The sequence below is a fragment of the Streptomyces sp. NPDC004721 genome, from assembly GCF_053601495.1.
The window spans coordinates 24,705-44,146 of record NZ_JBSGBZ010000034.1 but is presented as its reverse complement, the minus strand read 5'-3'; the positions used below and the strand labels follow the sequence as shown (position 1 = coordinate 44,146).

The following is a 19,442-nucleotide window of genomic DNA, read 5'->3' as shown; positions in this document are numbered from 1 at the left end:
TGTGATGGGGAGTGGTGCCCGGCGGCTGGGGCGCACGAACCGCCGGTCTGGGGACGCGTGGGGGGGGTGGGACGTGCGTGACGCCGTGCGTGCGGCACGGCTGGGAACGGGATGCGGCGGGAAGTCAGGGGAGCGAGCCACTCGGCGGCCGGACGGTCGCGGCAGCGAGAGATTCAGCGGCGGGGCGTTTCCTTCGCCTCGTCGTGGGACGGGGCCCCGTCGGTGTGAGCGGCGGATGCGTCGGTGGGCGCCAGGGTGGCCCGGTCCTGGACGCGGCGGCGGTACTCCCACAGCACGACCGCCGCGGCCAGTACGCCCAGAGCGATGGCCAGTTCCCTGAAGCCGCCGTAGCCGGTGATGGAGAAGCCGGTGGCGCCGACGACCAGGATGACGGCCAGCAGGGCGGTGAGGAACCAGGCCAGCGGCACGAAGACGTCGGGGAGCCGGATCGGGCGTGCCAGGTCGGGGCGGTCCCGGCGCAGCAGCGCGAAACCGGAGATCGCCAGGATGTGGGTCAGGATGTAGCCCAGGTTGCCGGTGACGATGATCGCCAGCGGCGTCTTGAGCACCACCAGCACGATCACGTTGATCACCAGGGCGACGGTGAGCGCGCGAGCGGGCACGCCGCGCCGGTTGAGCACGCCTACCTGACGGATGGTCACACCCTGTCGGCCCATGTCGTAGAGCACCCGCGAGCCGTCGGCCAGCCCGGTGATCATGATGAGCAGCAGTGAGGCGATGAGGAACACGATCATCAGGTCGGCGGCGCCGCCGACCAGGTCGTGGAAGGCGCCGACGTAGAAGGCGGTGGGGTCCTCGCCGATCTTCTTCTCACCGACGTAGCCGGAGAGCGCCAGCGGCAGCACGATGAAGACGCCGAGGCAGAACAGAACTCCCGCGCGAAGCGCCCGGGAGGTGTCCCGCACGGTCTCCTTGTACTCGGGGGCGAAGGTCGCGCACACCTCCACGCCGAAGGAGGTCCAGGCCATGATGTACAGCCAGACCAGGGCCTCGCGGAGCCCGCTCGTGCCGTGCAGGTTCCAGTGCAGGCCGGCCGTGCTCCAGTCACCGGAGAGGAACGGCCCCACGATGAAGACCGCGAGCGGGATCAGCAGGATCCCGCCGGTCACGTAGACCACCCACATCGCCGCGTGCAGGCCGTACATCGCGGCCGCGTACAGCAGTCCCATGACGACGAGTCCCACCACGATCGGCAGGCTCAGCTCCGCCACGCCCAGGTCGAGCGTCCAGGTCTGATCGGGGAACCACTGCGCCTGCACCAGGGAGCCGATGATCCCCGCGTACACCGACAGGGCGGTCGTCCAGGGAAGCCAGTAGCCGATGCCGGCCAGGGCTCCGACGACGGGGGCGCGGCTGCGCCAGCCCTCGGTGGCGTAGTGCGCGATACCGCCCGAGGAGTCGGGAAACATCGCGGCCATCTCGGTGTAGATCCAGTTGGTGGCGGTGGCCAGCACCATGGACACCGTCCACAGGGCGATCGCGCCCCATGCGCCGAGCCCTCCGATGGAGGCCCCCAGGGACGCGATGAGCGCGGCCGGCATGGTCAGCGACATGGCAAAGCCGTCGTACCAGCGCATCTTCTTGGCAAGGGCGGGTTGCTCGGACATGGGTGTCTCCTTCGGATGGAGAGCGGTGACAGAGCCGGAGGGAGGAGCGGAGCAGGGAGAGCCAAGAGCAAGAGCCAAGAGCAGAGAGCCAGGAGCAGAGAGCCGGGGGGAGAGCGGGGAGGCGTACCCGGGGCGGGGTCCTGGCCTATGAGCCCCGCACCGTAGGGCCACTGATTTCGCAGTGTCAATGGCTTGAGCCTGCTGATTCAGCAATCAACTGGCCTTTGGATTGCGGGTTCCGACCTATTGACAGCCTTTCACTGCCCACCCGATGGTGTGGGCACCACTCCCCCTCTGCGCTCCCCCCGTTACGACCAGAAGGGTTCTTCATGTCTGCCGTGCACCCGTTCTTCGTCAACGGCGACTACGCCGACAGCACCGGTACCGAGACCTACGACGTCGTCAGCCCGGTCACCGGCGCGCGCATCGGTACCGTCCCGCTCCCCTCCGCCACGGACCTGGACGCCGCGGTGAAGGCCGCGAACGAGGCGCAGCAGGCCTGGGCGAGGGTCAACGTCTGGAAGCGGGCGGAGATCTGTCACCGTGTCGGCGACGCGCTGTCCGCCCGGGTGGATGAACTGGCCCGTCTGCAGACGCTGGAGCAGGGCAAGCCGCTCGCCGAGTCGGTCGCCGACGTCGAGGAGGCGGCGCAGCTGTTCCATCTGCACGCCGAGGACGCGGTGCGGCTGCACGGTGAGACGATGCCGTCCACGGACAGCACCAAGCGGATGTGGACCTTCTACCGGCCGGTCGGCACCTGGGGCATCATCACGCCCTGGAACTTCCCGCTGCTGATGCTCGCCGAGTTCGTCGCTCCCGGCCTGGCCACCGGCAACGCGCATGTCGTCAAACCGCCGGCGAACACCCCGCTGACCGTGCTGAAGGCCATGGAGGCGATGGTCGAGGCGGGAGTGCCGGCGGGCCTGGTGAACGTCCTGCCCGGCGAGGGCGCGGCCGGGGACATGCTCGTGCGCCATCCCGGTGTCGACGCCATCGGTTTCATCGGCTCCTCGGCGACCGGCGCGAAGGTCGCTGCCGCCGCCGGGCTCAAGCGCTCCCTCATGGAGTGCTCGGGCAACGGTCCGCTGGTGGTGCTCGCCGACGCCGATCTGGACGCGGCGGCCCGCGCAGCGGTGTACGGCGCGTACCTGTGCTCCGGACAGGTGTGCTGTGCCACGGAGCGGGTGGTCGTGCACGCCGACGCGCACGACGGCTTCGTCGAGGCCGTGCTCCGCGCCGCCGAGGACGTCGTTCTCGGCGACCCGTTCGACGCGGCGACCAACCTCGGCCCGCTCAACAACGAGGGGGTCGCGGCCAAGATGGACCGGCACATGGCCGACGCCCGGGAGCGTGGTGCGCGGATCCTGCTCGGCGGGCAGCGCCGCTCCGGCCAACCCACGGATCTCTACTACGAGTTCACCGTGGTGGACGGGGTGCCCGAGGACAGCGTGCTGTCCCGTGAGGAGTCCTTCGGTCCGGTCGTGCCGATCATCACCGGCGGCAGCGACGACGAACTGCTGAGGATCGCCAACGACGACGAACTCGGCCTCCAGGGTGCGGTGTTCACGCAGAGCATGGCCTCGGCGTACCGGTTCGTCGAGGAGTTGGCCGTCGGTCAGGTCGTCGTCAACGACAGCACCTGCTTCTGGGACGTCAACATGCCGTTCGGCGGTGCGGGCAACCGCGGTACCGGCTGGGGCCGGATCGGCGGCAAGCACACGCTGCTCGACATGTCCGACCTCCGTACGGGCGTCATGAGCCTCTGATCCGGGCTGGTGACCGGCCTACTCCGCGGCTCCATACCCGGGACCGGCCGGACACGGTGGCCGTCCCCGCGCCGAGGGGGCTGCCACCGGCCCGGTCCACCTCTTGGTCGCGACCTCAGGAGCAGCCGTATGTCCTCCCCGAGCCCGCTCGACGACATCGACCGGCGCATCATCGCCATCCTGCAGACGGACGGACGTCGCGCCTACAGCCTGATCGCCTCGGACGTGGGCATCCCGGCCTCCTCCGTGCGCTACCGGGTGCAGCGACTGAAGGACGCCGGGATCCTGCAAGTCGTCGGCATCGCCAACCCGCTGACCATCGGGTTCGACCGGCTCGCGATGATCGGCATCCGGGTACGGCCCGGTACCGCCCCGTCGGTCTGCCGGGCGCTGCGGGAGCTTCCCGAGACCGCGTACGTCATCATGACGGCGGGCGGATTCGACATCATGGCCGAGGTGATCTGCCGGGACACCGCGCACTTCACCGACCTGATGACGCGACGCCTCCATCTGATCGACGGGATCGTCGCCACGGAATCCTTCTTCGTGCTGGAGGTGCACAAGCTGGCGTACGGGTGGGGCGTCGGCGAGGTGGAGACCTCAGTCCTCGACGCCCCGGGTCCTCCCGACGACGCCGGTATCGACCAGCGGGCCGACCGCTGACCGACGGCCGTCGCCGCACGCCCGGGCTGCCCGGCATCCCGGGGGTGCCGGGCAGCCGTGCGGGGGCTCAGTCCGCGATGAGCGTCACGTCCTGCCGGCGCGTGGCGTGGATGTGCGGCAGCGGCAGGCCGCTGTGCGGGCGCAGTTCCACGAGGGCGGCCTCGACGCGGGCAGGGCCGGGCGTGAGCCGGTTCGGCGTCACGGTGCCGGAGTCCTGCCAGTGGTGGTAGGCGCCGTCGCACACGGCGTGGGTGCCGCCGATGCCGTAGCGGGTGGCCGACGGTTCCTGGCTGATGGCGGCGCCGACGAAGGTCAGGCCGTTGGCATCGAAGCAGCGGTAGGTGCCGGAGACGGTGACGGTGCCGTCCACCGACAGGCGGGCCGTCCGGTCGATGGTCAGGTCGTCGCCCGGAGCGGCGGTGGCGGGCGCGCTCAGCACGAGCACGGTGGCCGCCGCCGCGCCCAGGGCACCGAGTACGGGACGCAGGGGCATGGAAGAACCTCCCGGGTGGCTGGAACAGGAGCTTCCACTCGTACCCGGCGCCCTCGGCGGTGACCGTGACCCTCACCCTCCGGCGGCGCGTGCCCGTCGACCACTTGGCCGACACCACCTGATCAGCCGTCGCCCAGCACCGCGAAGCCGTCGAGCTCGACCAGGGCACGCTCGTCCCACAGCCGCACGATCCCGACCACCGCCATCGCGGGATAGTCACGTCCGGCCAACCGGCGCCACACGCGGCCGAGTTCGGCGGCCTGGACGCGGTAGGCGGCGACATCCGTGGTGTACACGGTGACCCGGGCCAGGTCCGACGCGGTGCCGCCGGCCGCCGCGAGCGCGGTCAGCAGGTTGGTCAGCGCGTGCTCGAACTGCTCGGGCAGGGTCTCGCCGACCACCTTTCCGTCGGCGTCGAGTGCCGTCTGACCCGCCAGGAACACCAGCCGTGAGCCGGTGGCGACCACCGCGTGCGAGAAGCCGGTGGGCGGGGACAGCGCGGGCGGGTTGACACGGTCGGCGGTCACAATGCCTCCACGGGAGTACACGGCTCGACGATGGTCACAGGGCCTCCCCGCGCGTAAACGGCTCGACGACGGTCACAAGGCCTCCTCCGGCGGACACGGTTCCACGACGGTCACAAGGCCTCCTCCCGCGGCCGCGGCCGACGTTCGCAAGGCCGGTCACAGGGCCTCCCCGGACTCGCGCAACCCCGCGTACAGCTCCTTCGCGATGATCCCCCGCTGCACCTCGCTCGCCCCCTCGTAGACCCGTGGGGCCCGCACCTCGCGGTAGAGGTGTTCGAGCAGGTGGCCGCGGCGCAGGGCGCGGGCGCCGTGGAGCTGGACGGCGGTGTCGACGACGTACTGCGCGGTCTCGGTGGCGAGCAGCTTCGCCATGGCGGCGCGTCCGGGTACGCCGGGGGCTCCCTCGTCGTACGCCGTCGCCGCCGCGTACACCATCAGGCGGGCCGCCTCCGTGCGCAGGGCCATCTCGGCCACCTGGTGGGCGACCGTCTGGAGGTCCCTCAGCTTGCCGCCGAAGGCGTCCCGGCGGGCGGTGTGGGTGAGGGTGGCGTCCAGCGCCGCCTGCGCCATGCCCACGGCGAAGGCGCCGACGCTGGGGCGGAACAGGTTGAGGGTGCCCATGGCCACCCGGAAGCCGCGGTCGGTCTCGCCGATCACGTCCTCGGCCGTGACGGGGACGCCGTCGAAGTCGAGCGCGCCGATGGGGTGCGGCGAGAGCATCTCCAGCGCGGTGCCGGTGAGGCCGGGGCGGTCGGCGGGCACCAGGAACGCGGTCACGCCACGGGAGCCCGCGTCCGGTGTCGTCCGCGCGAAGACGGTGTAGAAGTCGGCCTCGGGGGCGTTGGAGATCCAGCACTTCTCGCCGGTGAGCCGCCAGCGGGAGGGGCCGTCCGGGCGGGCCGCCAGCGCCAGTGCCGCCGCGTCCGAGCCCGCGCCCGGCTCGCTCAGGGCGAAGGCCGCGACCGCGCTTCCGTCCGTCACCCGCGGCAGCCAGTGGGCGCGCTGGGCGGGGGTGCCGTGGGCGTGGACGGGGTGGGCGCCGAGGCCCTGGAGGGCGAGTGCGGTCTCGGCCTCGGCGCAGGCGTGGGCCAGGGACTCCCGCATGAGGCACAGGTCGAGGGCGCCGGAGGTGAACAGGCGCTCCAGCAGGCCGAGTCGACCCAGTTCGGCGAGGAGCGCGCGGTTGACGTGGCCCGGCTCGCCCTTCTCGGCGAGCGGGCGCAGCCGGTCGGCGGCCAGGGCGCGCAACTCGGCGCACCAGGCCGCCTGTTCCGGTTCGAGCGAGAATGCGGGCATTCGCCGGTCCCCTCTCTGCCGGCCGACCGGAGCACGATCCACCGTATCGCGTGCTGTTGACTGTCGTCACCAACACGATACGCTCCTTGTGCGAGCCCACCACGACAAGGGGGCGAACCGGCCATGGACACCTTGGACTCCGGCAGGGGCGGCACCGCGCGGCCGACGGCCTCGGCGCACGTGGACACCTTCGCGCGCGACCACCTGCCGCCCCCGGACCAGTGGCCCGAGCTCCGCTTCGACCTCCCGGAGCTGCGCTACCCGGACCGGCTCAACTGCGCGGCCGAGCTGCTGGACCCCACCGACGCCGGGCGCACGGCGTTCCGTACCGCAGCCGGGGAGACGTGGACCTACGGCGACCTGCGCGCCCGCGTCGACCGCATCGCGCACGTGCTGACCGTCGACCTCGGGGTGGTCCCCGGCAACCGGGTACTGCTGCGCGGCCCCACCACCCCCTGGCTTGCGGCCTGTTGGCTGGCCGTGCTCAAGGCGGGCGGGGTCGCCGTCACCGTGCTGGCCCAGCAGCGCCCGCACGAGCTGAGCACGATCTGCGAGATCGCCCGCGTCCGGCACGCGCTGTGCGACATCCGGGCCGTGGACGACCTGGCCAAGGCGGAGGTGCCGGGGCTCGCCGTCACGACGTACGGCGGTGACGCCCCCGACGACCTGCTGCGCCGTCCGGCGCCCAGTACGCCGTACCCGGCCGTGGACACCGCCGCCGACGACGTCGCGCTCATCGCCTTCACCTCGGGCACCACCGGGCGGCCCAAGGGCTGCGTCCACTTCCACCGGGACGTGCTGGCCATAGCGGACACCTTCTCCCGCCATGTGCTCAGACCGCACGCGGACGACGTGTTCGCGGGCAGCCCCCCGCTCGGTTTCACCTTCGGGCTCGGCGGGCTCGTGGTCTTCCCGATGCGCGCCGGCGCCTGCGCGCTCCTGCTCGAACAGGCCCATCCGCGGCAGTTGTTGCCCGCGATCGCCGAGCACCGGGTGTCCGTGCTGTTCACCGCCCCCACCGCGTACCGCGCGATGCTCGACGCGCTCGACTCCCACGACATCTCCTCGCTGCGGCGCTGCGTGTCCGCCGGGGAGAACCTGCCCGCGGCCACCTGGCACGCCTGGCACGAGCGGACCGGAGTGCGCATCGTCAACGGCATCGGCGCCACCGAGTTGCTGCACATCTTCATCTCGGCGGCGGACGAGGACATCCGGCCCGGCACGACCGGAGTGCCCGTACCGGGGTGGCACGCGCGCGTGCAGGACGAGCACGGCGAGCCGGTGCCGGACGGAGTGCCGGGGCTGCTCGCCGTCCAGGGGCCGGTCGGCTGCCGCTACCTCGCCGACCCGCGGCAACGCGTGTACGTGCGGGACGGCTGGAACGTCACCGGGGACACCTACGTGCGCGAGCCCGACGGCTACTTCCGTTACGTCGCCCGCGCCGACGACATGATCATCTCGGCCGGGTACAACATCGCCGGCCCAGAGGTCGAGGACGCCCTGCTGCGGCACCGGGACGTGGTGGAGGCGGCGGTCGTCGGGCGGCCCGACGAGGACCGCGGGCAGGTCGTGGTCGCCTACGCCGTCCTCAGGCAGGGCGCGCCGCGGGACGCGGAGGCGCTGCGCGCGTACCTCAAGTCGGAGCTGGCCCCGTACAAGTGCCCGCGCGAGATCGTCTTCCTGGACGCGCTGCCGCGCACGGCCACCGGCAAGCTCCAGCGGTTCCGGTTGCGCGCCGACGGCGTAGAGCGGTGACGCCGCACGACGGTGACAGCGCGCGCATGACGGTGCTCGGCGGTGACCGCGGGCGGCGGCGTCGGTGACCTGCCGTGACGGTGACCAGCAGTGATGCCGAAGACCTAAAATGATCAACGTGTCCGAGCAGCAGGCGCTACACGCCCCGAGGTCCCTCATCGTCACGCTCTACGGCGCCTACGGCCGCTTCGCGCCAGGCCCGGTGCCCGTCGCCGAGCTGATCCGGCTGCTGGCCGCCGTGGGGGTGGACGCGCCGTCCGTGCGCTCCTCGGTGTCGCGGCTCAAGCGGCGCGGGCTGCTGCTGCCCGCCCGCACCGCACAGGGCGAGGCGGGATACGAACTGTCCGCGGAGGCACGGCAGTTGCTCGACGACGGCGACCGCCGGATCTATGCCACGGCGCAGCCCGGGGACGAGGAGTGGGTGCTCGCCGTGTTCTCCGTGCCGGAGTCGGAGCGCAACAAGCGCCATGTGCTGCGCTCCCGGCTGGCCGGGCTCGGCTTCGGCACGGCGGCACCCGGCGTGTGGATCGCCCCGGCCCGCCTGTACGAGGAGACCCGGCACACGCTGCGGCGGCTGGACCTCGACCCGTACGTGGACTTCTTCCGCGGCGAGCACCTGGGCTTCACGCCGACCTCGGAGGCGGTCGGGCGGTGGTGGGACCTGGCGGCGATCGCCGCGCAGCACGAGGCGTTCCTCGACCGGCACGCTCGCGTGCTGCGCGCCTGGGAGCAGCGCGCGGACACGCCACCGGAGGAGGCCTACCGCGACTACCTCCTCGCCCTGGACTCCTGGCGCCATCTGCCCTACGCCGACCCGGGCCTGCCCGCGCGGCTGCTGCCCGCCGACTGGCCCGGCGCCCGCTCGGCCGCCGTCTTCCAGGGGCTGCACGAGCGGCTGCGGGACACGGGCGCCGAGTTCGCCGGGCTCTGACGCCGGTCAACCACCCAGCGCCAGGCGGGGCTTGGGCGCGTCCGTGCGGCCCGTCTGCGGGCGGCGGCTGCCCGCCCGGTAGGGCGCCGGCCAGACGGCGGCCGGGCCCGTGTAGCCCTGCTCGGCGGCCGCGTGCAGCGTCCAGTGCGGGTCGTACAGGTGCGGGCGGGCCAGCGCGCACAGGTCCGTACGCCCGGCCAGGATCAGGGAGTTGACGTCGTCCCAGGAGGAGATCGCGCCGACCGCGATCACCGGTACGTCCACCTCGTGGCGGATCCGGTCGGCGAACGGGGTCTGGTACGAGCGCCCGAACTCGGGGCGTTCGTCGGCCACCACCTGCCCGGTCGACACGTCGATCGCGTCGGCGCCGTGCGCGGCGAAGGCGCGGGCGATCTCCACGGCCTCGGCGGCGGTCGTACCGCCCTCGGCCCAGTCGGTGGCGGAGATCCGTACGGTCATCGGACGCTCCTCGGGCCACACTCCGCGTACGGCGTCGAAGACCTCCAGCGGGAAGCGCAGCCGCTTGTCCAGTGAGCCGCCGTAGGGGTCGGTGCGCCGGTTGGTCAGCGGGGAGAGGAAGCCGGAGAGTAGATAGCCGTGGGCGCAGTGCAGTTCCAGCAGGTCGAAGCCGGCCCTGGCGGCACGCCAGGCGGCGGCGGTGAACTGCTCGCGGATGTCGGTGAGCTGGGCCCGGGTGACCTGGCCCGGGATCCGGCCGTCCGGCCGGTAGGGCAGCGGGGAGGCGGCCACCAGCGGCCAGTTGTCCCGTGGCAGCGGCTCGTCCATGCCCTCCCACATCAGCCGGGTCGAGCCCTTGCGTCCGCTGTGGCCGAGCTGCACGCCGATCGCGGTGTCCGGGGCCTGCCGGTGGACGAAGTCGGTGATCCGCCGCCAGGCGTCGGCCTGCCGTCCGGTCCACAGGCCGGCGCAGCCCGGGGTGATCCGGCCCTCGGGGCTGACGCAGACCATCTCGGTCATCACCAGGCCCGCGCCGCCGAGGGCCCGGGCGCCCAGGTGGACGAGGTGGAAGTCGCCGGGGACGCCGTCGGTGGCCGAGTACATGTCCATGGGCGAGACGACGACCCGGTTGCGCAGGGTCAGTCCGCGAAGCCGGAACGGGGTGAACATCGGCGGTGTCCCGGGCGGGCAGCCGAACTCGCGCTCCACGGCGTCGGTGAAGCGGGGGTCGCGCAGCCGGAGGTTGCCGTGGGTGACGCGGCGGCTGCGGGTGAGCAGGTTGAAGGCGAACTGGCGGGGCGGCTGGCCGAGGTAGCGGTCCAGGTTCTCGAACCACTCCAGGCTGGCCCGGGCCGCGCGCTGGGTGGAGGCGACGACCGGTTTGCGCTCCTCCTCGTAGGCGGTGAGCGCCTCGGGCAGGGACGGCTGTTCGTCCAGGCAGGCGGCGAGCGCGAGGGCGTCCTCGACGGCGAGCTTGGTGCCGGAGCCGATGGAGAAGTGCGCGGTGTGGGCGGCGTCGCCGAGCAGCACCAGGTTGCCGTGCGACCAGCGCTCGGTGACCACCGTGCGGAAGGTGGTCCACGCGGACTTGTTGGAGCGCAGCGGCCGCCCGCCGAGCGCGTCCGCGAAGATCTTGGCGCAGCGCTCGACGGACTCCTGCTCGTCCATGGTGTCGAAGCCGGCCGCGCGCCACACCTCCTCGCGCATCTCGACGATGACCGTCGAGGCGCTTTCGTCCCGCGGCCCGGAGGGCCTCGTTGAGGGGTGCTGGTCGGGCGACGGGCGGGAGTAGGGATAGCCGTGCAACTGCATCACGCCGTGCTCGGTCTCGGCGATCTCGAAGCGGAAGGCGTCGAGGGCGAAGTCGGCGGCCAGCCAGATGTAGCGGCAGCGGTGGCCGGTCACCCGGGGCCGGAAGACGTGGGCGTAGGCCTCGCGGGTGGCGCTGTGCACGCCGTCGGCTGCGATGACCAGGTCGTACGTCCGCGACAGCCGCTCCGGGTGCGGCGCCTCGGTGCGAAAGCGCAGGTCGACGCCGAGCGCGCGGCAGCGTTCGTGCAGGATCCGCAGCAGGCGCCGTCTGCCGAGCGCGGCGAAACCGTGGCCGCCGGAGGTGTGCCGGGTGCCCCGGTGCACGATGTCGATGTCGTCCCAGCGCACGAACTCCCGGCGCAGGGCCTCGTACACCACCGGGTCGGCGTGTTCGATGCCGCCGAGCGTCTCGTCGGAGAGCACGACGCCGAACCCGAAGGTGTCGTCGGGCGCGTTGCGCTCCCAGACGGTGATCTCACGGGCCGGGTCGAGCCGTTTCAGCAGGGCCGCGGCGTACAGGCCCCCGGGTCCGCCGCCGATGACCGCGACCCTCATGGCACCGGTCACCCCCGGTCACCTCCCCCGCCACTTCGGGGGGCGCTTCTCGGTGAAGGCCGCGTGGAACTCGGCGTAGTCCTCGCCGTTCATCAGCAGGGCCTGGGTGGAGGCGTCCAGTTCGACCGCGGCGGACAGGGGCATGTCCAGTTCGGCGGTGAGCAGGGCCTTGGTCTGGGCGTGGGCGAGGGCGGGGCCGTCGGCCAGCCGGCGGGCCAGGGACCGCGCGGCCTCGTCGGCGCTGCCCTCGTCGGTGAGGTGGCTGATCAGTCCGATCCGCTCGGCCTCGGCCGCCCGCACCGGCTCGCCGAGCATCAGCAGCCGGGTGGCGTGGCCGAGCCCGACCACCCGGGGCAGCAGATAGGCGGCGCCCATGTCGCCGCCGGACAGGCCGACGCGGGTGAAGAGGAAGGCGAACCGGGCGGTGGGGTCCGCGACCCGGAAGTCCGCCGCCAGGGCCAGGACCGCTCCCGCCCCGGCCGCCACCCCGTGCACCACCGCGATCACCGGGAACGGGCACTCCCGTACGGCCCGCACGACCTGCCCGGTCATCCGGTTGAAGTCGAGCAGCTCGGACGTGTTCATGCTCAGGGTGGCGCCGATGATCTCGTCCACGTCGCCGCCGGAGCAGAAGCCGCGGCCCTCACCGGCCAGCACCAGGGCGCGCACGGCCCGCTCGCGGGACAGTTCGGCGAGCAGGTCGCGCAGGTCGGCGTAGGCGCCGAAGGTGAGCGCGTTGAGCTTGTCGGGGCGGGCGAGGGTGACCGTGGCGACGCCGTCGGCGCGTTCGACGCGCAGATGGCGCCAGTGGGAGGTGCGGTCGGTGGAGCCGGTGAAGGGACTCATGACGTAGGGCCTCCTCGGGGGGACTGCCACGAACCGCTGCCGCACTGGGCCTCTGCCTCGCCTGGCCGGCCTCTGCCTCGACGGCTCTCCCCACCGAAGTTATCACTCATTCATGACTGTCGTCACGAGTGCGCGATACAGTCGCGCCACTGTGACCGGTACCCGTCACTTGGTCACGGCTCGTCGATGGGGAGGTAACGACGGGAGTGGCCGCGGGAGGACGGCCGTCCCCCGGGGTAAGCCGACCGTGCCGGGCCCGGCGGCCCCGAGGACGAGGCCGCCGAAAGTCCCCGCGGACGGCCCCCGTACCATTCCCCTCGTTGAAAGCGGGACAACCTGATGGTCATCACCGGGACGCCCCCCGCCACGAACGGACACACCTTGCACGAACCTCCCTCGACAGCCTCCTGGCGCGTCGCGCTGCCGCACTCGGCGGCCGCCGTGCCGGTGGCCCGCGCCCTGGTCCGTACGGCGCTGACCGAGCTGGAGCACACGGCCGACAGCGACACCGCCGAGCTGCTCACCGCGGAACTGGTCGCGAACGCCGTGGAGCACACGGCCGGCAGGGGCCCGATAGAGCTGGTGGTGGAGCTGCTGCCGACCGGCTGCCACGTCGAGGTGCACGACCCGGACCCGGCCCCGCCCGGCGGACTGACCCGGCCGGGCCTCGCGGCCCCGGACCCCTGGCAGGAGCACGGGCGCGGCCTGCTGCTGATCCGCGCCCTCAGCTCCGCCTGCGGGCACCGCCCGACCGCGTCGGGCAAGGCGGTGTGGTTCAGGCTGTCCGCGGTTCCGCCTCGGCTGCGTCCGGCGTGACCTCCGCGGCCCCGGCCCGCGCCCCCAGCCGGGAGTGCCGGCGTCCGTAGCCCACGTACACGAGCAGCCCGGCCACGAGGAAGCCGGCGAACTGGAGCCAGGTGGTCCAGCCGGTCTCGTACATCAGGTACAGGGAGCAGCCGACGCCGAGCACCGGCAGCACCGGGTAGAGCGGCACCCGGAAGGTGCGGGCGAGGCCCGGCTCGCGGCGGCGCAGCGTGATCACGGCGATGTTGACGACGCCCATGATGGCGAGCGTGCCGATGGTGCACAGGTTGACCACGACGTCCAGCGACGCGAACGCCGCGGGGATCGCGAAGACCACGCCGACGATCAGGGTGCCGGCGACGGGCACCGAGGTGCGCGGCGAGACCTTCTGGAGGATGGGCGGCACGAGCCCGTCGCGGGACATCGACATCAGGATGCGGGACTGGGCGTACGTCACGGTCAGCACCACGGAGGCGATGGCGACGACCGCGCCGAAGGCGATGACGGCGCCGCCGACCGAGGAGCCGGTGACCGTGTTGACGACGTACGACAGCGCCGCGGGCCGGCCTCCGACCTGGTCGCCGCCGATGGCGCCGATCGCGGCGAGCGCGACCGCGCAGTACAGCAGGGTGACCAGGCCGATGCAGACGAGGATCGCGACGGGGATGTCCCGGCGCGGGTTCCTCGCCTCCTCGCCGGCGGTGGTGATCGCGTCGAAGCCGATGTAGGAGAAGAACGCGGCCGTGGTGCCCGCGCCGATGCCGCCGAGGCCGGCCGGCGAGAACGGGGTGAGGTTGCCGTGCTTGAAGGCGGAGAACCCGATGGCGCAGAAGGCGACGAGGATGACGATCTTGAGCACGGCCATCGCGGCGGTCGCCCGGGCGCTCTCGCGCACTCCGCGCACCAGCAGCACGCAGGCCATGGCGATGACGAGGACGGCCGGGAGGTTGACGATCCCGCCGTCGCCGGGGCCGGCGGAGAGGGCGGCGGGGAGCTGCCATCCGGTGAGGCTGTGCAGCAGCTCGTTGACGTACTGGCTCCAGCCGACGGCGACCGCGGAGATGGAGATGCCGTACTCCAGCAGCAGGCACCAGCCGACCAGGAAGGCGGTGGTCTCGCCGAGGCCCGCGTAGGCGAAGGAGTACGAGGACCCGGAGACGGGGATCGCGCCGCCCAGCTCGGCGAAGGAGAAGGCGGTGAACACGCAGGTGATCGCGGCCAGGACGAAGGAGACGACGACGGCGGGGCCGGCCTGGGCGACCGAGTCGGACAGGCCGACGAAGATGCCGGTGCCGACGATCGCGCCGATGCCGAAGCAGACGAGCTGGAACAGGCCCATCGTGCGCTTGAGGCCGTGGCCCGCGCGGTCGGCGCCGGACTCGGCGACGAGGAGGGCCGGGGACTTGATGCGGGGAGCGGACATGCGGGGGTGGTGCTCGTTTCTGGTGGTGCGGGGCGGCCTCGGGGGTGCCCCCTGCTCGTGGGAGCCGGGGGGAGGTCGCGTTACGGCGGCGGAAGGGGTGGCTCCGGGCCGCGGGTCGTGAGGGCGGCCGGTCAGGCCAGGGTGGCGACCATGATCGCCTTGATGGTGTGCAGACGGTTCTCCGCCTCGTCGAAGACGACCGAGTGGGCCGACTCGAAGACCTCGTCGGTCACCTCCAGGAAGGTGCGGCCGTGCCGCTCGTGGATCCCGCGGCCGACCTCGGTGCCGAGGTCGTGGAAGGCCGGCAGGCAGTGCAGGAACCTCACGTCCGGGTTGCCGGTGGCGCGCAGCACGTCCATCGTCACGGCGTAGGGGGCCAGGGCCTCGATCCGCTCGTCCCAGACCTCCTTGGGCTCCCCCATGGAGACCCAGACGTCGGTGGCGACGAAGTCGGCGCCGCGCACGCCCTCCTCCAGGGACTCGGTGAGGGTGATGCGCGCACCGCTGGAGGCGGCCAGTTCGCGGGCCCGGTCGACGATGCCCTGGGCGGGCCAGTAGCTCTTGGGGGCGACGAGGCGTACGTCCATGCCGAGCAGGGCGCCGGTGACCAGGTAGGAGTTGCCCATGTTGAAGCGGGCGTCGCCGAGGTAGGCGAAGGCGGTCTCCCGCAGCGGCTTGGCGCAGTGCTCGGTCATGGTGAGCACGTCGGCGAGCATCTGCGTGGGGTGCCAGTCGTCGGTGAGCCCGTTGTAGACGGGGACGCCGGCGTGCGCGGCGAGTTCCTCGACGGCGTCCTGGCTGTCGCCCCGGTACTCGATCGCGTCGAACATCCGGCCGAGGACGCGGGCGGTGTCCTTCACGGACTCCTTGTGCCCCATCTGCGATCCGGACGGATCGAGATACGTCGTCGAGGCGCCCTGGTCGGCGGCGGCGACCTCGAACGCGCAGCGGGTCCGCGTCGAGGTCTTCTCGAAGATCAGCGCGATGTTGCGGCCCCGCAGGTACGGCGTCTCGGTCCCGGCCCGCTTGGCGGCCTTCAGCTCCGCGGCCAGCCCGACCAGGCCACGGAACTCCGCTTCGGTGAAGTCCAGCTCCTTGAGGAAGTGGCGGCCGGTGAAACCGGTCGGGACGTGCACCATCGGAGGGCTCCTGGGGACGTTGGGACGAGTGCGGACTGTGGAAGTCTATACGATGTTCCACATTTATATACAGGAGACCTCGCGGGGTCCGGGATGCGAACCGCCCGGGTCTGTTGAACTCTGGGAGTCGGGGCCCCTTTTCGGCCTCCTGCGTCGGCTCAGCCGCCGGGACCCGCGCGGGCGTCCGCGTAGCCCGAGGATGCCATGCGGGATTCTCTGCCCGATCGAGGTGGTACGCGTGGATCTCAGGATGTCGGTCGAAGACCGGGAAGAGTTCCTTGCCGGCCTCCACGTGGGAATCCTGGGGGTGAACGATCCTCGCAACGGCGGTGGGCCGTTGCTGGTTCCGCTCTGGTACTCCTACCGGCCCGGTGGGCTGGTGACGATCGAGACCGGGCGGCAGACGCTGAAGGCCCGCCTCGTCCGCGACGCCGGGCGGTTCAGCCTCTGCGTGCAGGACGAGTCGGCCCCGTACCGCTATGTGAGCGTGGAGGGGCCGGTCGTGGGCGTCGAGGATCCGGTGCCCCCGGCCGAGCACGAGGCGCTGGCCCACCGGTACCTGGACGCGGACGCCGCGGCGGCGTACCTGGCGGCCAACCAGGAACAGCTGGCCGACGACATCCTCGTCCGCATGCGGCCCGAGAGGTGGAGGACGGCCGACTTCTCCGCCTTCGCCGCGGAGTTCGAGACCTAGAGTTCGACACCCGGTCCTCCGTGCGGCAGGTGCTTCACGTGCGGCACAGACGGGACATCCCATGGTCACTGACCCGATGACGCTTCCGGCGGCGCCCGCGTGGAACGCGGGGACGCTGTGGTACCCGCGCGATCGCTGTCTGCACGAGCTGTTCGACTCCCAGGCCGCGCTGCGCCCCCGGGCGACCGCCTCCGTACAGCACGGCCGCAGCATGAGCTACGGCGAGCTGAAGGACCGCTCCGACGCGCTGGCCGCCCGGCTGCTCGGCTCCGGGGTACGGCGCGGTGACGGGGTCGGTGTGTGCGGGAGCCGGTCCCTGGAAGCGCTGGTCGCCTTTCTGGGCATCCTCAAGACCGGTGCGGCGTACGTCCCGCTCGACGACGCCTCCCCGCCCGGGCGGCTCCAGGCGATGGCGGAGGACGCCGGGGTGCACACGGTGGTGACGCTGCCCGGCAGTGTGTGCCGTATCCGGCGGGTGCGGACCCGCATCGCCCTGAACGGATCGGCGCCGGCCGCGCCGGCCGCGCTCCCGCGGACCGGGGTACTCCCCGGGGACTGCGCCTACGTGATGTTCACCTCCGGCTCGACCGGCCGTCCCAAACCCGTCGCGGTCCCGCACTGCGGCGTGGTCCGGCTGGCCGCCTCCGACCTGGTGTGGCAGCGGCCGCGGCCCGGTGAGCGGGTGCTGCACGCCTACGGCCTCTCCTCGGACGCCTCCACGATCGAGATCTGGTCCACGCTGCTCGCCGGGGCCTGCGTGGTGATCGCCGATCAGGAAGAACTGCTGTCACCGGCCGCCCTGGAGTCCCGGCTGCTGTCCGAGCGGGTCAGCATCGCCTACCTGACCACCGGGGTGTTCCACCACATCGGGCGCACCAGGCCGTCGGCGCTGCGATCCCTGCGGTTCGCCTCGGCCGGCGGCGAGGCGATGGACCCGGAGCTGGCCCGCGCGATCCTGGCGGCCTGCCCGGACACCACCGTGGTCAACTTCTACGGTCCGACCGAGAACAGCGTGGTCTCCACCGCGCACCTGGTGGACGGTCTGCCTCCCGGGGCGACGGCGGTGCCGATCGGCCGGCCGCTGGAGAACTCCACCTGCTACGTGGTGCGGGCGGACGGCACGCTCGCGGACGCCGGTGAGGAGGGCGAACTCCTCGTCGGCGGGGACGGGCTCGCGCTGGGGTACCTCGGCGACCCCGAGCTGACCGCCGAGCGCTTCGTCGACAACCGCTTCGAGCCCGGTACGCGGCTCTACCGCACCGGTGACCGGGTGGTCCGGCGCGCGGACGGCGTACTGGAGTACCGGGCGCGGGTGGACCGGCAGATCAAACTGCGCGGGCACCGCATCGAGCCGGACGAGATCGAGGCGCGGCTGCGGGCGGACGACGCGGTCGGCGAGGCCGTCGTCGAACTGGAGGGCGACAGCCTGATCGGGTACGTGACACCGGCCCGGCCCGGCCGGGCGCTGCCGCTGGACCGCATCCGCGGCGGTCTCACGACATGGCTGCCCGCGGCCGCGGTGCCCGCGCGGCTGGTGGAGGTGGGGCGGTTCCCGGTGACCGCGGGGGGCAAGGTCGACCGCCGCCGGCTGCGCCTGCTGGCGGGCGCGGACGGAGCCGCCGTCCCGGCGCCCGGCCACCGCCCCCTGCCAGGTCCGCAGGAGTCGGCGGCGCGGGTGTGGCAGGTGGTGCTGGGTGTGCGCCCGGCGCCCGGGGACAGCTTCTTCGACATCGGCGGCGACTCCCTGCTGGCGGCCGAGACCGTCACGCGCACCCTGGCCGCTTTCGGTCTCGACGCCCGGCACGGCCGCACCCTGGTCCACAGTCTGCTGCGCTCCCCCACCCTGGAGGACTTCACCGCCGCCGTCACCGCCCTCACCTCCGTCGAGGGCCGGCGGGCCCAGGCGGCCCCCGACGCCGGCGCCGTGGACTTCCGCGCCGAGGCGCGGCTGGGCTTCACCCTGCCACCGCCGCGCGGTCCGGAGCCGGACTGGCGGCACCCCCGGGAGGTGCTGCTGACCGGCGCCTCCGGCTTCGTCGGCGCCTTCCTGCTGGACCGGCTGCTGCGTCGCACCGGCGCCCGGGTGCACTGCCCGGTGCGCGGCCGCGACGCCGCGCACGCCCGGCAGAAGGTGATGCGGAACCTGGCCCGCTTCGGCCTCGCCACCGCGGAGGCCGCCGACCGCGTCGAGTGCTTCCCCGCGGACCTCGCCCAGCCCGGCCTCGGTCTGGAACCGGGCCGCGCCGAGGAACTGGCCGACACCCTCGACCTGGTGATCCACGCCGCCGCACAGGTCAACTTCCTCTATCCGTACGAGGCGTTGCGCAGCGCCAACGTGGAGGGCACCCGGCAGCTCGTACGCCTGGCGGCCGAACGCGCCGTGCCCGTGCACTTCTTCTCCACCATCGCGGTGCTGGCCGGCTTCGGCACCGCCGGCGTACGGCACGTGGACGAGGACCTGCCGCTCGACCACGCCGACCGACTCACCATGGGCTACGCCGAGAGCAAGTGGGTGGCCGAGGAGGTGTTGCGCGACGCCGCGGGCCAGGGCCTGCCGGTGGCGGTCCACCGGCCGTACGAGATCACCGGCGACCGGCGCACCGGCGCGTGCAACACCGACACCGCGATCTGCTCGCTGTTCAAGACGATCACCGAGACCGGGCTGGCCCCCGACGTCCCGCTGCCGCTGGACTTCGTCCCGGTGGACTTCCTCACCGAGGCGGTGGTGCACATCGCCACCGCGCACCGCGCCACCCACCGGACCTACCACATGACCAACCCGCGTCCGGCGAGCCTGCGCGACATGCTCGACCGGATGGACACGGGCGGCCACCGGATCCGGCGGCTCCCCTACGAGGAGTGGGTGGACGACCTCGTCCGCCATGTCGCGCGGCACCCCACGAGCCCCACCGCCCCGTTCGTCTCCCTGTGCGTGGACCGCTGCAAGCAGGCGGACATGTCCGTCAAGGAGATGTACTTCGAGGGCACCTTCCCGGCCGTGGGGCGGGCCAACGTCGAACGTGACCTGGCCGGCACGGGGCTGCGCTGCCCGCCCGTCGACGCGGCACTGCTGGACCGCTACCTGGAGTACTTCTACGCCACCGGCTACATCGAGCGCCCGTAGCCGCACGCGGAGCCGAGCGCCCGTAGCC

Annotated in this window: 15 protein-coding genes; 7 read left to right on the top strand and 8 right to left on the bottom strand. The window is 72.6% G+C overall.

Annotated features, from left to right (window positions below):
• Nucleotides 1-173: 173 nt before the first annotated feature.
• On the bottom strand, nt 174-1,628 hold the full coding sequence (locus ACWEK3_RS27525; RefSeq protein WP_453250822.1) for an APC family permease: 1,455 nt from the start codon (nt 1,626-1,628) through the stop codon (nt 174-176).
• A 329-nt stretch (nt 1,629-1,957) separates the two neighbouring features.
• Between ACWEK3_RS27525 and ACWEK3_RS27520 the strand changes: the two genes are divergently transcribed.
• Together ACWEK3_RS27520 and ACWEK3_RS27515 are read left to right on the top strand one after the other, a co-directional pair.
• Nucleotides 1,958-3,394 carry an aldehyde dehydrogenase family protein gene (locus ACWEK3_RS27520; RefSeq protein ID WP_453250821.1) on the top strand — a complete coding sequence of 479 codons (1,437 nt, stop codon included), beginning with the start codon at nt 1,958-1,960 and terminating at the stop codon, nt 3,392-3,394.
• A gap of 129 nt (nt 3,395-3,523) precedes the next feature.
• Nucleotides 3,524-4,057, top strand: a complete 534-nt coding sequence (locus tag ACWEK3_RS27515) for an Lrp/AsnC family transcriptional regulator (RefSeq protein WP_365774187.1) — start codon at nt 3,524-3,526, stop codon at nt 4,055-4,057.
• Nucleotides 4,058-4,124: 67 nt separating this feature from the next.
• Here ACWEK3_RS27515 and ACWEK3_RS27510 read toward each other — a convergent pair whose 3' ends face one another.
• The 3 genes from ACWEK3_RS27510 to ACWEK3_RS27500 all read right to left on the bottom strand — a co-directional run bounded on the left by ACWEK3_RS27510 (nt 4,125) and on the right by ACWEK3_RS27500 (nt 6,373).
• Nucleotides 4,125-4,550 carry a DUF6299 family protein gene (locus ACWEK3_RS27510; RefSeq protein WP_384433681.1) on the bottom strand — a complete coding sequence of 142 codons (426 nt, stop codon included), beginning with the start codon at nt 4,548-4,550 and terminating at the stop codon, nt 4,125-4,127.
• Between the two features lie 122 nt (nt 4,551-4,672).
• On the bottom strand, nt 4,673-5,077 hold the full coding sequence (locus ACWEK3_RS27505; protein WP_450540030.1) for a RidA family protein: 405 nt from the start codon (nt 5,075-5,077) through the stop codon (nt 4,673-4,675).
• Nucleotides 5,078-5,233: 156 nt separating this feature from the next.
• On the bottom strand, nt 5,234-6,373 hold the full coding sequence (locus ACWEK3_RS27500; RefSeq protein ID WP_361423098.1) for an acyl-CoA dehydrogenase family protein: 1,140 nt from the start codon (nt 6,371-6,373) through the stop codon (nt 5,234-5,236).
• Between the two features lie 60 nt (nt 6,374-6,433).
• Here ACWEK3_RS27500 and ACWEK3_RS27495 point away from each other — a divergent pair, with 60 nt between their 5' ends.
• Complete coding sequence (locus tag ACWEK3_RS27495; RefSeq protein ID WP_453250846.1) at nt 6,434-8,128, top strand: AMP-binding protein; 1,695 nt, start codon at nt 6,434-6,436, stop codon at nt 8,126-8,128.
• Between the two features lie 109 nt (nt 8,129-8,237).
• Nucleotides 8,238-9,059: a PaaX family transcriptional regulator gene (locus ACWEK3_RS27490; protein ID WP_453250820.1), complete on the top strand. Its 822-nt coding sequence runs from the start codon at nt 8,238-8,240 to the stop codon at nt 9,057-9,059.
• 6 nt (nt 9,060-9,065) lie between these two features.
• Here the strand turns inward: ACWEK3_RS27490 and ACWEK3_RS27485 are convergent, their stop codons facing one another.
• Together ACWEK3_RS27485 and ACWEK3_RS27480 are read right to left on the bottom strand one after the other, a co-directional pair.
• Nucleotides 9,066-11,384 (bottom strand): bifunctional salicylyl-CoA 5-hydroxylase/oxidoreductase, encoded by a 2,319-nt coding sequence (locus ACWEK3_RS27485; RefSeq protein WP_453250845.1) that lies wholly within the window; start codon nt 11,382-11,384, stop codon nt 9,066-9,068.
• 18 nt (nt 11,385-11,402) lie between these two features.
• Entirely contained in the window at nt 11,403-12,230 is an 828-nt protein-coding gene (locus ACWEK3_RS27480; protein ID WP_453250819.1) for an enoyl-CoA hydratase family protein, read from the bottom strand.
• A 339-nt stretch (nt 12,231-12,569) separates the two neighbouring features.
• Here ACWEK3_RS27480 and ACWEK3_RS27475 point away from each other — a divergent pair, with 339 nt between their 5' ends.
• Nucleotides 12,570-13,046, top strand: coding sequence for an ATP-binding protein (locus ACWEK3_RS27475; protein ID WP_376400541.1), 477 nt, complete (start codon nt 12,570-12,572; stop codon nt 13,044-13,046).
• On the opposite strand, the gene ACWEK3_RS27470 is transcribed toward ACWEK3_RS27475, so the two are convergent.
• Nucleotides 13,006-14,457, bottom strand: coding sequence for an amino acid permease (locus tag ACWEK3_RS27470; protein WP_453250818.1), 1,452 nt, complete (start codon nt 14,455-14,457; stop codon nt 13,006-13,008). The genes ACWEK3_RS27475 and ACWEK3_RS27470 overlap by 41 nt on opposite strands.
• Before the next feature lie 131 nt (nt 14,458-14,588).
• A complete protein-coding gene (argF, locus tag ACWEK3_RS27465) occupies nt 14,589-15,596 on the bottom strand; it encodes an ornithine carbamoyltransferase (protein ID WP_361423113.1) in 1,008 nt (335 codons plus the stop codon).
• Nucleotides 15,597-15,846: 250 nt separating this feature from the next.
• Between argF and ACWEK3_RS27460 the strand changes: the two genes are divergently transcribed.
• Together ACWEK3_RS27460 and ACWEK3_RS27455 are read left to right on the top strand one after the other, a co-directional pair.
• Nucleotides 15,847-16,290, top strand: a complete 444-nt coding sequence (locus ACWEK3_RS27460) for a pyridoxamine 5'-phosphate oxidase (RefSeq protein ID WP_450540023.1) — start codon at nt 15,847-15,849, stop codon at nt 16,288-16,290.
• Nucleotides 16,291-16,351: 61 nt separating this feature from the next.
• The gene (locus ACWEK3_RS27455; protein WP_450540021.1) at nt 16,352-19,414 is read left to right on the top strand and encodes an amino acid adenylation domain-containing protein; all 3,063 of its coding nucleotides are present in this window, start codon (nt 16,352-16,354) and stop codon (nt 19,412-19,414) included.
• Nucleotides 19,415-19,442 lie beyond the last annotated feature (28 nt).

Bases quoted from the DNA above. Each gene is read 5' to 3' on its own strand.
- ACWEK3_RS27475 (WP_376400541.1), top strand. From the start codon at position 12,570: ATGGTCATCACCGGGACGCCCCCCGCCACGAACGGACACACCTTGCAC.
- ACWEK3_RS27485 (WP_453250845.1), bottom strand. From the start codon at position 11,384: ATGAGGGTCGCGGTCATCGGCGGCGGACCCGGGGGCCTGTACGCCGCG.
- ACWEK3_RS27515 (WP_365774187.1), top strand. From the start codon at position 3,524: ATGTCCTCCCCGAGCCCGCTCGACGACATCGACCGGCGCATCATCGCC.
- argF (WP_361423113.1), bottom strand. From the start codon at position 15,596: ATGGTGCACGTCCCGACCGGTTTCACCGGCCGCCACTTCCTCAAGGAG.
- ACWEK3_RS27455 (WP_450540021.1), top strand. From the start codon at position 16,352: ATGGTCACTGACCCGATGACGCTTCCGGCGGCGCCCGCGTGGAACGCG.
- ACWEK3_RS27510 (WP_384433681.1), bottom strand. From the start codon at position 4,550: ATGCCCCTGCGTCCCGTACTCGGTGCCCTGGGCGCGGCGGCGGCCACC.
- ACWEK3_RS27500 (WP_361423098.1), bottom strand. From the start codon at position 6,373: ATGCCCGCATTCTCGCTCGAACCGGAACAGGCGGCCTGGTGCGCCGAG.
- ACWEK3_RS27525 (WP_453250822.1), bottom strand. From the start codon at position 1,628: ATGTCCGAGCAACCCGCCCTTGCCAAGAAGATGCGCTGGTACGACGGC.
- ACWEK3_RS27470 (WP_453250818.1), bottom strand. From the start codon at position 14,457: ATGTCCGCTCCCCGCATCAAGTCCCCGGCCCTCCTCGTCGCCGAGTCC.
- ACWEK3_RS27460 (WP_450540023.1), top strand. From the start codon at position 15,847: ATGTCGGTCGAAGACCGGGAAGAGTTCCTTGCCGGCCTCCACGTGGGA.
- ACWEK3_RS27490 (WP_453250820.1), top strand. From the start codon at position 8,238: ATGATCAACGTGTCCGAGCAGCAGGCGCTACACGCCCCGAGGTCCCTC.
- ACWEK3_RS27520 (WP_453250821.1), top strand. From the start codon at position 1,958: ATGTCTGCCGTGCACCCGTTCTTCGTCAACGGCGACTACGCCGACAGC.
- ACWEK3_RS27480 (WP_453250819.1), bottom strand. From the start codon at position 12,230: ATGAGTCCCTTCACCGGCTCCACCGACCGCACCTCCCACTGGCGCCAT.